Below are 12,339 nucleotides of genomic sequence, written 5' to 3' on the forward strand. Positions count from 1 at the left end.
CGCCTGCGACGGGCTGGTCGCCGGATCCGCCGTGGCCGTAGATGAACTGGTAGTCGGTGGTGGTGGTGCCGTTGGTGAGGTACCAGGTGGAGTTTGTGGGGCGGAACACGCCGATGGTGTCCTTGCCGTCGTTGTTCCAGTCGCCTGCGACGGGCTGGTCGCCGGATCCGCCGTGGCCGTAGATGAACTGGTAGTCGGTGGTGGTGGTGCCGTTGGTGAGGTACCAGGTGGAGTTTGCGGGGCGGAACACGCCGACGGTGTCCTTGCCGTCGTTGTTCCAGTCGCCGGCCACCGGAATGTCACCGGACGGGCCGTGGCCGAACTTGAAGACTCTGGTCGCGGCTCCGCTGTTGGTGTCGCGCAGGTAGAACGTCGATTCGCTCGGGCGGAAGACGCCGACGGTGTCGACACCGTCACCGTTCCAGTCACCCGAGACCGGAACGTCCTCGAGGCGAGCGCCCGCAGAGTTCCAGAGGGCGTCGACGATGATCTGTGCGTCCGGCGCCTGAACCTGGTACCTGCTGGGGTAGGCCGACACCTGCACCTTCTGGCAGACATCGCCGATCGCGGCGGTGGCCCAGGTGCCGTTGGGGTACTTGTCCTCCATCGCGTTGAGGAACGCATTCGTGGCCCAGGTCGGGTTGAGCCGTTGAGCGCGGGTGCCCCACCATTCCTGCTGTTGGAACAGACCAAGACTGGTGTGGTCCACCTCCTCGCTGATGTTCTGCAGATGAGTTTCGACGATCACGGTGGTGACCGCGATGACAGCGGCGCGCGAGGCGAGGCCCCGTGCTCGTACCGCCTCGACGACCTCCCGTGCGCAGGAGACGCGGTAGGCCGTCAGGTTGTTCCGCATATCGGAACTCAGCTGCGGATTCAGCTGGGTGGCGAGGGCCGCATCGGTTGCGGTGGGGCCGTCGGGATCACAAGGGGCCGTCACGTACAGCGCGTTGACCGAGGCGAGGGCCGGCGGCAGGTCCGACTGCTCGCCGACTTCGGCGCCGAGTGCGGGGGACGCTCCCAACAGAGCGGTCGTGGCCAGCGCGACCGTGGCACAGAGGGGCGCTACTTTCAAGAGCGCGTTGTTCACCGGTGGTAATCCATTCGCCGAGGACCTCCAACTACAGACCCGGGTCCCACTGACCGGGCTGGTGTCCTAGAGGCTCGTGCACGCCCCTTACGGGCGGCTGAAGCGGGACTTTCAGGACCGATCCCGTACCTGGCCGGCACAGCCCGCTAGCAGAGACCAGAGGCGGCGGAGCGTGCGCCGCCCGCCCCGATGAGTCAGGATGACCTTCGAGAGGCCGTCGCCGGGCTGCGCCGCGGCTGAGCACGGTCGACGGAAGGAGAACCGTTGTCGTCGTCCACCCTGCTGTCCCGTCGTGACCTGGCGTTCCTGCTCCACGACTGGCTGGAGGTCAGCCGGCTGACCGAGCGACCCCGCTACGCCGAGCACTCGCGGGAGACCTTCGACGCGGTGCTGGACCTCGCCGCGCAGGTCGCCGCCGAGCAGTTCGCCCCGCACAACCGGGCCGCCGACGCCAGCGAACCGACCTTCGACGGGCAGCGGGTCCGCACCATCCCCCAGGTCAAGGCCGCTCTGGACGCGTACGCCCGCACCGGGCTGCTGGCCGCCACCATGGACGAGTCGGTCGGCGGCATGCAACTGCCGCACGCGGTGGCCGCCGCCTGCTCCGCCTGGTTCCAGGCCGCCAACGTGGCCACCGCCGCCTACCCGTTCCTCACCCTCGGCAACGCCAACCTGCTGCTCGCCCACGGCAGCGCCGAGCAGATCGACACCTGGGTCCGGCCGATGGTGCAGGGGCGGTTCTTCGGCACCATGTGCCTGTCCGAACCCCAGGCCGGCAGCTCGCTCGCCGACATCACCACTCGGGCCGAGCCGCAGGACGACGGGACGTACCGGCTGGTCGGCACCAAGATGTGGATCTCCGGCGGGGAGCACGACCTGGCCGAGAACATCGTCCACCTGGTGCTCGCCCGGATCCCCGGCGGGCCGCCCGGCGTGAAGGGCATCTCGCTGTTCATCGTGCCGAAGGTGCTCCTCGACGCCGACGGCGCGCTCGGCCCCCGCAACGACGTGGTGCTGGTCGGCCTCAACCACAAGCTCGGCTACCGGGGCACCACCAACACCCTGCTCAACTTCGGCGAGGGCGTGCACCGCCCGCACGGGCGGCCCGGCGCGGTCGGCTACCTGGTGGGGGAGCCGCACCAGGGGTTGGCGCAGATGTTCCACATGATGAACGAGGCGCGCATCGGGGTGGGCGCCGGCGCCACGGCGCTCGGCTACACCGCCCACCTGAAGTCCGTGGCGTACGCCCGGCAGCGCCCGCAGGGCCGGCCGGCCGGTGACAAGGATCCCACCGCGCCCCAGGTGCCGATCATGGCGCACGCCGACGTCCGCCGGATGCTGCTGGCGCAGAAGAGCTACGTGGAGGGCGCCCTCGCCCTGATCCTCTACTGCGGGCGGCTGCTCGACGAGGAGAAGACCGCCCCGGCCGAGGCCGACCGCAGTCGTGCCCACCTGCTGCTGGACCTGCTCACCCCGGTCGCGAAGAGTTGGCCGTCCCAGTGGTGCCTGGCCGCCAACGACCTGGCCATCCAGGTGCACGGCGGCTACGGCTACACCCGCGACTACGACGTCGAGCAGCACTGGCGGGACAACCGGCTCAACCCCATCCACGAGGGCACCCACGGCATCCAGGCTCTGGACCTGCTGGGCCGCAAGGTCACCATGCGCGACGGCGCCGGCCTGGAGCTGCTGCTGGAGACCATCCGGGCCACCGTGACCCGGGCCTGGAAGACCGACGGCGAGGCGGCTGAACTGGCCGGCCGGCTCGGGGCGGCGGTCGACCGGATCGCCGTGGTCACCCGGCGGCTGCACGGCGCCGGCGATCCCGAGGTGACGTTGGCCAACGCGTCGCTCTACCTGGAGGCCGTCGGGCACGTGGTGATCGCCTGGATGTGGCTGGAGCAGCTGCTCACCGTCGAGGCGCTGGGCTCGCCGGACGGCCCGGAGGGGGACTTCCTCGCCGGCAAGCGGCAGGCGGCGCGGTACTTCTTCCGCTACGAGCTGCCCCGGACCGGGCCGCAGTTCGACCTGCTGGAGAGCCTGGACCGGACCACGCTGGACACCCGGGACAGCTGGTTCTGACCGGGGCCCGGTCCGGTCGCCGGGCAGCCGGCGCCGAGCTGCCTACGACCTGCGGCGAGCGAGCAGGGTGGAGTCGTCGATGTCGACCGTCACGCCGTCCCGGGTGACCGTCCGGGGCCGCTGCTCGACCACAAGGGCCTCGAAGTCGTCCGGCAGCCCGGGCAGCAGGTCCTCGGCGAGGAACATGGCCCTGCGCTGGCTCGCGGTCAGGTGGGTGAACACCTCGTGCGGTGCGTGGCCGACGACCAGCAGGTGGCCGCCCGGCGCGACGGCCTCGGCCAGCCGCCGGGTCACCGCCACCATCCCGCCGTCCGGCGGGTGCAGGAAGTGGCTGGTGACGAGGTCGTAGGACCGGCCGTCCGCCGCGAAGGTCCGCGCGTCGACCTGCCACCAGTCGGTGCGGTCGGCGACCCCGGCCTGCTCGGCGTGCCGGGCGGCCCGGGCCAGGCCGTTGGCGGAGAAGTCGGCGCCGGTGACCCGCCAGCCCTGCCGGGCGAGCCAGATCGCGTCGCCGCCCTCGCCGCAGCCGACGTCGAGCGCCGTGCCGGGGGTCAGCCCGGTCACCTCGGCGACGAGCTGCGCGTTGGGGTTCCCGCTCCAGATCTTCTCCGCGCCGGAGTATCGCTCCTCCCAGGCCGGTGGCTCGAAGATGTCGGCACCGTCCGCCTCGGCGTGCCGGTGTCCGTGTCCACTCATGCGGCGGTGTCCTTCCGCGTCGGGCTCGTTGCTGTCCACGCCACCAGCATCCGGAACGCCGCCTGCGTTGACAAACTTTCTTGCTGTTTCGGCAAACTCCCGCTGTCTGGTGCGGCCGTCCGAGGATGTCGGCGCCGGGGGCCGTGAACACCTCGTGGAGCGGTGGTAGGGCCTTCTCCGCGTCAGCGCGGCTGAGCAGCGGCATGATCGGATCGGGCCACAGCGGTCGGGCGCGGCCGGGGTTCCCCGGGCCAGTCTTGACGTCGAAGGGAGGCCTCGTGATCTCGGCACTCAACCGGCTCGTCGATTTCGTCGAAGAGCACCTGACCGAGGATTTCGACGTCGTCGGACTGGCCAGGACGCTCGGCACGACCGAATATCACCTGCGTCGCATGTTCTCGTCACTGGCCGGCATGCCGCTGTCGGAGTACGTGCGCCGGCGCCGCATGACCGTCGCCGCCGCGGACGTCGTTCGCGGCCGGGACGACCTGCTGAGCATCGCCGTCCGGCACGGATACGGCTCGACGGAGGCGTTCGGGCGTGCGTTCCGGGCGGTCCACGGCGCCGGCCCCGGTGAGGTTCGCCGCGACGGAGGCCCCCTTCGCACGCAACCGCAGCTCAGGTTCCGCCTGAGCGTCGAAGGGAGCAGACCCATGCACACCCGCATCGTTGACCGCCCCGCGTTCCGGCTCGTCGGACACGCGGTGCGGGTCCCGCTGATCCACCACGGCATCAACCCGCACATCCAGCGGCACATCGCCGCACTGCCGATGGAGGAGCACCTCCGGCTGAAGAGCCTCGGCGACGCCGAGCCGCCGGGCCTCCTGCAGGTCTGCGACGACCTCGACCCCGACGGCGCCGAGGGCAGTGAACTGACCTACCTGCACGGGGTCGCTGTCGCACCGGACACGTCGGCCCCGGACGACCTCGACGCCATCGAGGTCCCGGGCGGCAGGTGGGCGGTGTTCCGCACCACCGGGCCGCACCCGCAGGTCCTGCAGGAAACCTGGGCCGCCACCGCGACGGACTGGTTCCCCTCCAACCCGTGGCGTCTCCGGCCCGGACCCTCGATCGTCGCGGTGCTCGACCGCGCGGCCGATTTCAGCACGGCGACCTGCGAACTGTGGCTGCCCGTCGAACCGACGTGACGATCCCTGGGGGCGCCCCGGCCCGCGTGGGACCATGCGTCCATGAACAGCGACGTCGCCATCGAGGTCAGCGCCCTGGCCATCAACGTCACGATCCCCGACGGGCTCCGCTGGACCGACACCCGACGCGGTGAGGAGTTCACGCTGACCACGCTCAACGTCCGGCTCCTGCCGGACGGGCGGCTCGCGGCGAAGGCGTACGGCCGACCGACGGCCGGCGGCCGCGGCACCTACGTCTCGTTCCCGGTGCCCGACCGGTCCGAGCTGGTGGCCCTGGTCAACAGGGCCGCCGGCCGGGCCGGCGAGCTGTGGGCCGCGCACCGCGGCCTCACCTGAGTCGGTACCGCGGCGGGCGCGGGGGCGCACAGGCCGGATGCACGATCGAGGCGCAAGGGTGGATGGTCATGGCAGAGAGCCGGCAGGTCCTGTTCGTGCAGGGCGGCGGCGCGGGCACGCACGACGAATGGGACGACAAGCTGGTCGACAGCCTGCGGCGGGAGCTCGGGGACGGGTACGAGGTCCGCTACCCGCGCATGCCCGACGAGGACGACCCGAGCCACGCCCGGTGGAGTGTGGCCATCCGGCGTGAGCTGGCCGCCCTGGACGACGGTGCGGTCGTCGCCGGCCATTCGGTGGGCGCGACGATCCTCGTCAACGCGCTCGCCGAGCGGCCACCGGAGCGGGAACTCGGCGCGATCGTGCTGATCGCCGCCCCGTTCGTCGGTGCGGGCGGCTGGCCCGGCGAGGAGTTCGAGCTGCCGCACGACCTCGGTGCGAGGCTGCCGCGCGGAGTTCCCGTGCACGTGTTCCACGGGCTTCGGGACGAGACCGCCCCGCCGTCGCACGCCGACCTGTACGCCCGCGCCGTCCCGCAGGCGCGGCTGCACCGGCTGCCCGGGCGCGATCACCAGCTGGACAACGACCTGAGCGAGGTGGCGAGGACGATCCGTTCCGGCGACCTCGGACCCGGCACCCCGGGACAGCCAGGAACCTCGTATCTGTAACACCCGCGCCCGGCCGTACGAAGAAGGGGTGTAACGGCTACGAGAGAGGACGGCCCGGTGCATGATCCTGGCGCAGTGGAGGGTGACCTCTCCGGCATCGGAGCCGATCCGGTGGCCTTCGAGATCTTCTACCGGCGGCACGTGGAGGCGGTGGGCCGGTTCGTGGCCCGGCGGGTCGACGACCCCCACCTCGCCGCCGACCTGACCGCCGACGTGTTCCTGGCGGTGATCGAGTCGTCGGCCGGCTACCGGCCGGACCGGGGCAGCCAGATCGCCTGGCTGTTCGGGGTCGCCCGCAACGTCATCGCCGACGAGCGTCGCCGGGCGGCACAACGGCTGCGGGTGACCGGCCGACTGGCCGGACGACGGGACCTGGACGCCGACGACATCGCCCGCATCGAGGAGCGGATCGACGCCGAGTCGGCGGCGCGCCGCACCTGCCGGGCGCTGAGCGGGCTGCCCGAGCACACCCGGGCGTTGGTCGAGAGCGTCGCCGTCGACGGCCTCACCGTCGCGGAGGCGGCGACCGCGCTCGGGATGTCCCCGGTCGCCGCGCGCGTCCGCCTGCACCGCGCCCGTCGCGTCGTCCGCGCCGTGCTCGCCCGCCCCGCCGCCACCCTCGCCTGATCGAACGGAGACGACGCCATGACGAGGACCGAGCAGTCAGCGCACGGCTTCGAGGAGCAGCTCCTCACGGATCTGAAGGCACACATCGTCCAGCGGTCGGAGCCCGCTCCGGCGGGCCGTCCGGTCGGACGCCGGAGCGGGTTCCGGCGCGGTTGGCGCCTCGCCGGAGCAGTCGGGCTGGCGGTCGCGCTGACCGCCGGTGTCCTGGCGGCCCAGGCCATGGGACTGGGCAGCCAGCGACCGCCCACGGCCAGCGCGTCGGAGATCCTCCGCCTGGCCGCCGACGCCGCCCGGCAGCAGCCGGAGCTCAGCGCCAGACCCGACCAGTACGTCTTCACGGAGGCGCTGGCGACGAGGCGGGATCGGCCGGACAGCGGCCCGTACCTCACCACGCGGGTGCAGATGTGGCAGTCCGCCGGGGGAGTCGCGCACCCGCAGGCGCGGTACCGGCCGGAGGCGGAACCGAACGGGTGGGGCGAGCTGCGCGTGCTCCGACCTCTCGACCCCGCGGATCCCACGAAGGAGCTCGACGAGCTCCCGTCGCCCGCCTACCACGGCGACCTGCCCACCGACCCGGACCGGCTGCTCCGATACCTCCGGGATCACCCCGTCGACCTGCATCTCCCCGAGGGAGCCGACGAGAAGGCCGTGTACGGGGGCGAGAGCATGCCGTACACGACCGCGCGGTCGGTGCTCGACGGCTACGTGCCGCCCCGGGCGCTGGCGGCGCTGTTCGAACTGCTGGCGCGGGAACCCGGAGCGGTCGTCGTCCCGGGCGACGTGGTCGACGCCGCGGGCCGGCACGGCGTGGCGATCCGCATGCCCGGTGTCATCGGGGGCAACATCGACTTCCTCTTCGACCGGGACACCCACGTCTACCTGGGCACCCGCGGGTCGGTGGTGCGCGACGGCAGGGAGTCGCCCGAATCGGCCGTCGCGCGGCTGCGGGTCGCGATCGTCGACCGGCCGGGTCAACTGCCCTGACCGGTGGCGGCCCCGCCCTCAGCCGTCGGCGAGCAGGCGGTCGCGGACCTCGCGGCGGAGGACCTTGCCGATCTGCGAGCGGGGCAGTTCGTCGACCACCACGACGCGGCGCGGCACCTTGTAGCCGGCGAGGTGCTGGCGGCAGGCCGAGCGGACCGAGTCCGGGCCGGCGCCCACCCCCGGGTCCAGCACGACGGCGGCCACCACCTCCTCGCCGTCCCCGGTGGGCAGGCCGACCGCGGCGGCCTCGCGGACGCCGGGGATCCGGAGCAGCGCCTCCTCCACCTCGGACGGGTAGACGTTGAACCCGCCCGTGATGATCAGTTCCTTGATCCGGTCGACGACGGTGACGAAGCCGTCGGCGTCCATGGTGACCACGTCGCCGGTGCGCAGCCAACCGCCGGGCAGCAGGACCCGGGCCGTCTCGTCGGGGCGGTTCCAGTAACCGGCGAACACCTGCGGGCCGCGGACCAGCAGCTCGCCGGCCTCGCCGGGGGCGCGGTCCCGGGTCGGGTCCTCCGGGTCGACGAGGCGCACCTCGGTGGACGGGAACGGCACGCCGACGGTGCCCGGGCGGCGGGTCGGGGCGACCGGGTTGCCCAGCGTGATGGGCGAGGTCTCGGTCATCCCGTAGCCCTCGACCAGCAGCCCGCCGGTCACCGACTCCCAGAGGTCCACGGTGGCCGGCGGGAGGGCCATCGCGCCGGAGATCGCGTACCGGATGGAGGTGAGGTCGACGCCGCGTTCCCGGGCCGCGGTGGCGAGGCGCGCGTAGACCGGCGGGACGGCGGGCAGGAAGGTCGGCGGGCGGCGGCGCGCCGCGTCGAGTACCTGGTCGGGGTCGAAGCGGGGGAAGAGCACCAGGGTGGCGCCGATGCTCACCGCGAAGGTGAGACAGAGGGTCAGGCCGTAGGCGTGGAACAGCGGCAGCACCGCGTACACCGTCTCGGCGCCGTCGCGCAGGCCGGGCACCCAGGCCCGGCCCTGCGCGGCGTTGGCCCGCAGGTTGCGGTGGGTCAGCACGGCGCCCTTGGGCACGCCGGTGGTGCCGCCGGTGTACTGGAGCAGCGCGGTGTCGGTGGGCCGGGGCGCGGGGTGGTCGGCGGCCAGCGGGGTGGCGTCGGCGACCAGCGCCGGCCAGGAGAGCGCGTCGGGGGCCGGGGCGGTCATCGCGGCCCGGGCGGCGCGGACCTTGGGCAGCGGCAGCCGCAGCGCCCAGCGCTTGAGGCGCGGCAGCGCCCCGGGCAGGTCCACGGCCACCACGGTCTCGACCGCGCCGCGGCCGGCGACCAGCGCCGCCACCTTGTCCCACACCACGGCGACCCGGGCGCCGTGGTCGGTGAGCTGGTGGGCCAGCTCGTCGGCCGTGTAGAGCGGGTTGTGCTCGACCACCACGGCGCCGAGGCGCAGCACCGCGTAGAAGGCGACCACGTGCTGCGGGCAGTTCGGCAGCACCAGCGCGACCCGGTCGCCGGGGCCGACGCCGAGCCGGCGCAGCGCCTCGGCGGCCCGGGCCACCTGGTCAGCCAGCTCGGCGTAGGTGGTGGTGGCGCCGTAGAAGTCGAGGGCGACCCGGGGGCCGAACCGGCGGGCGGCGTCGGTGATCAGGTCCACCAGCGAGCCGGCCGGCTCCGCGATCTCGGCCGGTACGCCCGGGGCGTAGCTGCGTGTCCAGGGCCGCTGCGCGGTCGCGTCCATCGCCGTCTCTCCTCGCTGCCGGATGACGGCCCTCAGCCTAACTTAACCACCCGGTAACTTACCCCGCGGTAACTTTGCTGGGTTCGTCACACGGCCGCGCAGCGGCGAGGTGGGGTGCGCCCGATCAGCGGCGGCCGGCGGGCCGGTTCCGCACCCGTCGGGTCTTCACGGCGCCCAGCACGATGACCACGACCAGCGCGACCAGACCGATGATGATCAGCCAGCGGACCGCCTCCAGCAGCAGCCCGAGCAGGATGAGCACGCCGGCCACGACGCCGACGATCCAGAGCAACGCCCGCATGGCACCCTCCCGGGAGTACGGTGGGCCGCCCGCTTTCCCGCTCCGGCTCCCGCCATGCCTGCCCGGGGCCCGTCAGTGCCGGGCCACGTACACGGTGTTCGCGGCCTCCCGGCCCTGCAACGGGTTCGGGAAGCGCACGACGTGCGCCACCGAGGTCGGGAACACCTCGGTCAGCGTCCGCTGGAAGGCCGCGTCGGGCGGGTCGTTCGACCAGAGCGCGAACACCCCGTCCGGGTGCAGCAGCGCGGCCAGCCGGCGCAGCCCGTCCACCGTGTAGAAGTCGGCGTGACTGGGGTGCAGCACCTGGCGTGGGGAGTGGTCCACGTCGAGCAGCACCGCGTGGAACCGGCGCCCCGGCGCCTCCGGATCGAACCCGGCGCCGCCCGCGACCGCCGCGAAGAAGTCCGCCCGGACGAACCGGGTCCGCGCGTCGGCGGCCAGCCCGGCGGCGAACGGGAGCAGGTCCCGGCGGTGCCAGTCGATCACGTCCTCGATCGCCTCCACCACCAGCAGCGAGCGCACCCGGGGATCCTCCAGCGCGGTACGCGCCGTGTAGCCGAGGCCCAGCCCGCCCACCACCACGTCCAGGGCCCCGCCGGCCAGCGGGGCCAGCCCGAGCCGGGCGAGTTCGATCTCCGCGACCGGGAAGAGGCTCGACATCAGGAACTCGTCGTCGAGCTTCACCTCGTACACGTCGACGTCGAGCGACGGGTCGCGGCGCCGGCGCAGACTGATCTCGCCGATCGGCGTCTCCCGCCAAGCCAGTTCCTCGAAGCGTGCGCCCACGGGTGTCCTCTCCACCGGTCCGTGACCGGTCCACCGGTCCGTGACCGGATGCTACCGACCGGTCGGCCGACGGCCCGAGGATACGGGCGGCGCGGCCGTTTTTCCGCGTCGGCCGGCATCGGCGGGCCGGCGACGGGTACGCCGCCGACGACTCCGGCTCGGCGCGGGGGTCGAGGACGCCGGAGAGGGGAGCGGACGTGGCGGAGATGCTGGCCGGACGGCTGCACGTGGCCGATCGGGCCCTGCGGATGGAATCGGTGCCGGTGCCCGAGCCGGGGCGCGGGCAGGTGCGGATCAGGGTCGCCGCCGCCGGCGTGTGCCTGTCGGACGTGCACCTGATCGACGGCACCCTCACCCCGCTGTACCTGGGCGGGGACGCGGTGACCCTCGGCCACGAGGTCGCGGGCACGGTGGATGCCCTCGGTGACGGGGTGACGGGCTGGCAGCCCGGCCAGCGGGTGCTGCTCCAGGCGGGGGAGCGGGACCGGTTCGGCCTGGTCCTCACCCGCGGTGTCGACTACGACGGCGGCTGGGCCGAATACGCCGTGGCCCGCGAGGACACCCTGGTCCCCGTCCCGGACCTGCTCCCGTTCGAGCAGGCCTGCATCATCCCCGACGCGGTCTCCACGCCCTGGGCGGCGGTGACCGAGACCGCCCGGGTCCGGCCGGCGGAGGCGGTCGCCGTGTGGGGCGTCGGTGGCCTCGGCGCGCACGCGGTGCAGTTGCTGCTGCTGGTCGGCGCGGCCCCGGTGATCGCCGTGGACCCGCTGCCCGCGGCCCGGGACCGGGCGGTCGCCCTCGGCGCCGACGTGGCCCTCGACCCGGCGGACGACGGCTTCAAGGACGCGGTGCTCGAACTCGTCGGCACCCGGGGGCTCGACGTGGCGTTCGACTTCGCCGGCGTCAACGCGGTCCGCGAGCAGGCCATGACCGTGCTCGGCCGACACGGCCGGCTGGTGCTCGCCGGCATCGCCAACAAGCCGATCAGCATCCCGTCGGACAGCCGCTTCACCTACAACCGGCAGGCGGTGCTCGGCCACTACGGCTCCGAGGCCGAGCACGTCGGGCAGTTGGTCACCCTCACCGGGCTCGGCCGGCTCGACCTGTCCGCGTCGGTCAGCGACGTGCTGCCGCTGGCGGACGCGCCGGAGGCGGTGCGCAGGGTGCACGAGAAGGAGGGCAACCCGATCCGGCTGATCCTGCGGCCCTGACGGTCGCGGCGCCGGTCAGTCGGGGCGGCTCGCCACGACCACCGTGTCGAGGGCGTCGACGGTGCCGCCGTCGGTGGTGGGCACCGGGCGGCGGGCCGTCTCGGCGCGCCGGATGTGCAGCCCGGCCAACCCGTCGACCACCGCCTCCGGGGTGAGCAGCACGGCCGGGTCCTGCGGCCCGCCGGTGCCGCCGGTCAGGTTCGCCAGGTCGTGGCCGACCACCACGAGGCTCCCGCCGGGGCGCAGCGCCTGCTTGGCCGCGGCCAGCACCCGGGCGAGGTCGCCGGCGGGCAGGTGCAGGTAGCTGATCAGCACGAGGTCGTAGCTGCCCGGCACCGGCCGGTACGCGGTCACGTCGGCGATCCGCCACTCCACCTGGACGTCCCGGCCGGCGGCCAGCTCACGCCCCCGGCCGACGGCGACGGGCGAGAAGTCCACCGCGGTGACCCGCCAGCCCTGCTCCGCCAGCCAGACCGCGTTGCGCCCCTCACCCGCGGCCAGGTCCAGCGCGGCGCCGGGGGTGAGCCCGGTGACCGACTCGACCACGAAGCGGTTCGGCTCAGCGCTCCACACCAGACCCGGCGTGCTCGCGTACCGGGTGTCCCAGGCGCTGCTGTCCACTGTGTCTCCTCCTTCGGCGGCCCCACACCGCCATGGTGACCGTACCGGCTCCGGCAAGCGCTCCCACGACGAGTCCCGTCGTCACCGGCGG

Annotated in this window: 13 protein-coding genes; 7 read left to right on the forward strand and 6 right to left on the reverse strand. The window is 73.3% G+C overall.

Features of this window, described 5'->3' with window-relative positions; all coding sequences use genetic code 11:
* Positions 1-1,090: VCBS repeat-containing protein (locus tag ABZS80_RS26315; RefSeq protein WP_355059903.1), on the reverse strand; the 1,090-nt coding region annotated here is incomplete at its 3' end.
* A gap of 264 nt (positions 1,091-1,354) precedes the next feature.
* Between ABZS80_RS26315 and ABZS80_RS26320 the strand changes: the two genes are divergently transcribed.
* Positions 1,355-3,172 (forward strand): acyl-CoA dehydrogenase, encoded by a 1,818-nt coding sequence (locus tag ABZS80_RS26320; RefSeq protein WP_355059905.1) that lies wholly within the window; start codon positions 1,355-1,357, stop codon positions 3,170-3,172.
* 42 nt (positions 3,173-3,214) lie between these two features.
* Here ABZS80_RS26320 and ABZS80_RS26325 read toward each other — a convergent pair whose 3' ends face one another.
* On the reverse strand, positions 3,215-3,868 hold the full coding sequence (locus ABZS80_RS26325) for a class I SAM-dependent methyltransferase (RefSeq protein ID WP_355059907.1): 654 nt from the start codon (positions 3,866-3,868) through the stop codon (positions 3,215-3,217).
* Positions 3,869-4,146: 278 nt separating this feature from the next.
* Here ABZS80_RS26325 and ABZS80_RS26330 point away from each other — a divergent pair, with 278 nt between their 5' ends.
* The 5 genes from ABZS80_RS26330 (at position 4,147) to ABZS80_RS26350 (ending at position 7,631) form a co-directional block, all read left to right on the forward strand.
* Positions 4,147-5,016 carry an AraC family transcriptional regulator gene (locus ABZS80_RS26330; RefSeq protein WP_355059909.1) on the forward strand — a complete coding sequence of 290 codons (870 nt, stop codon included), beginning with the start codon at positions 4,147-4,149 and terminating at the stop codon, positions 5,014-5,016.
* A gap of 42 nt (positions 5,017-5,058) precedes the next feature.
* A complete protein-coding gene (locus tag ABZS80_RS26335) occupies positions 5,059-5,352 on the forward strand; it encodes a hypothetical protein (protein WP_355059911.1) in 294 nt (97 codons plus the stop codon).
* Between the two features lie 68 nt (positions 5,353-5,420).
* A complete protein-coding gene (locus ABZS80_RS26340; protein WP_355059912.1) occupies positions 5,421-6,020 on the forward strand; it encodes an alpha/beta fold hydrolase in 600 nt (199 codons plus the stop codon).
* Between the two features lie 57 nt (positions 6,021-6,077).
* A complete protein-coding gene (locus ABZS80_RS26345; protein ID WP_355059914.1) occupies positions 6,078-6,647 on the forward strand; it encodes a sigma-70 family RNA polymerase sigma factor in 570 nt (189 codons plus the stop codon).
* Between the two features lie 18 nt (positions 6,648-6,665).
* Positions 6,666-7,631, forward strand: coding sequence for a CU044_5270 family protein (locus ABZS80_RS26350; RefSeq protein WP_355059916.1), 966 nt, complete (start codon positions 6,666-6,668; stop codon positions 7,629-7,631).
* A gap of 18 nt (positions 7,632-7,649) precedes the next feature.
* On the opposite strand, the gene ABZS80_RS26355 is transcribed toward ABZS80_RS26350, so the two are convergent.
* The 3 genes from ABZS80_RS26355 to ABZS80_RS26365 all read right to left on the reverse strand — a co-directional run bounded on the left by ABZS80_RS26355 (position 7,650) and on the right by ABZS80_RS26365 (position 10,416).
* Entirely contained in the window at positions 7,650-9,329 is a 1,680-nt protein-coding gene (locus ABZS80_RS26355; RefSeq protein ID WP_355059918.1) for a long-chain-fatty-acid--CoA ligase, read from the reverse strand.
* Positions 9,330-9,453: 124 nt separating this feature from the next.
* On the reverse strand, positions 9,454-9,630 hold the full coding sequence (locus ABZS80_RS26360) for a hypothetical protein (protein ID WP_355059920.1): 177 nt from the start codon (positions 9,628-9,630) through the stop codon (positions 9,454-9,456).
* 72 nt (positions 9,631-9,702) lie between these two features.
* Positions 9,703-10,416 carry a spermidine synthase gene (locus tag ABZS80_RS26365; protein WP_355059922.1) on the reverse strand — a complete coding sequence of 238 codons (714 nt, stop codon included), beginning with the start codon at positions 10,414-10,416 and terminating at the stop codon, positions 9,703-9,705.
* Between the two features lie 206 nt (positions 10,417-10,622).
* Here ABZS80_RS26365 and ABZS80_RS26370 point away from each other — a divergent pair, with 206 nt between their 5' ends.
* Positions 10,623-11,627: a zinc-binding dehydrogenase gene (locus ABZS80_RS26370; protein ID WP_355059987.1), complete on the forward strand. Its 1,005-nt coding sequence runs from the start codon at positions 10,623-10,625 to the stop codon at positions 11,625-11,627.
* A 15-nt stretch (positions 11,628-11,642) separates the two neighbouring features.
* On the opposite strand, the gene ABZS80_RS26375 is transcribed toward ABZS80_RS26370, so the two are convergent.
* Entirely contained in the window at positions 11,643-12,248 is a 606-nt protein-coding gene (locus ABZS80_RS26375; protein ID WP_355059923.1) for a class I SAM-dependent methyltransferase, read from the reverse strand.
* Positions 12,249-12,339 lie beyond the last annotated feature (91 nt).

The sequence above is a fragment of the Micromonospora sp. NPDC005305 genome, from assembly GCF_040607315.1.
Lineage (GTDB): Bacteria > Actinomycetota > Actinomycetes > Mycobacteriales > Micromonosporaceae > Micromonospora.

Bases quoted from the DNA above. Each gene is read 5' to 3' on its own strand.
- ABZS80_RS26350 (WP_355059916.1), top strand. From the start codon at position 6,666: ATGACGAGGACCGAGCAGTCAGCGCACGGCTTCGAGGAGCAGCTCCTC.
- ABZS80_RS26335 (WP_355059911.1), top strand. From the start codon at position 5,059: ATGAACAGCGACGTCGCCATCGAGGTCAGCGCCCTGGCCATCAACGTC.
- ABZS80_RS26340 (WP_355059912.1), top strand. From the start codon at position 5,421: ATGGCAGAGAGCCGGCAGGTCCTGTTCGTGCAGGGCGGCGGCGCGGGC.
- ABZS80_RS26325 (WP_355059907.1), bottom strand. From the start codon at position 3,868: ATGAGTGGACACGGACACCGGCACGCCGAGGCGGACGGTGCCGACATC.
- ABZS80_RS26370 (WP_355059987.1), top strand. From the start codon at position 10,623: ATGCTGGCCGGACGGCTGCACGTGGCCGATCGGGCCCTGCGGATGGAA.
- ABZS80_RS26355 (WP_355059918.1), bottom strand. From the start codon at position 9,329: ATGGACGCGACCGCGCAGCGGCCCTGGACACGCAGCTACGCCCCGGGC.
- ABZS80_RS26360 (WP_355059920.1), bottom strand. From the start codon at position 9,630: ATGCGGGCGTTGCTCTGGATCGTCGGCGTCGTGGCCGGCGTGCTCATC.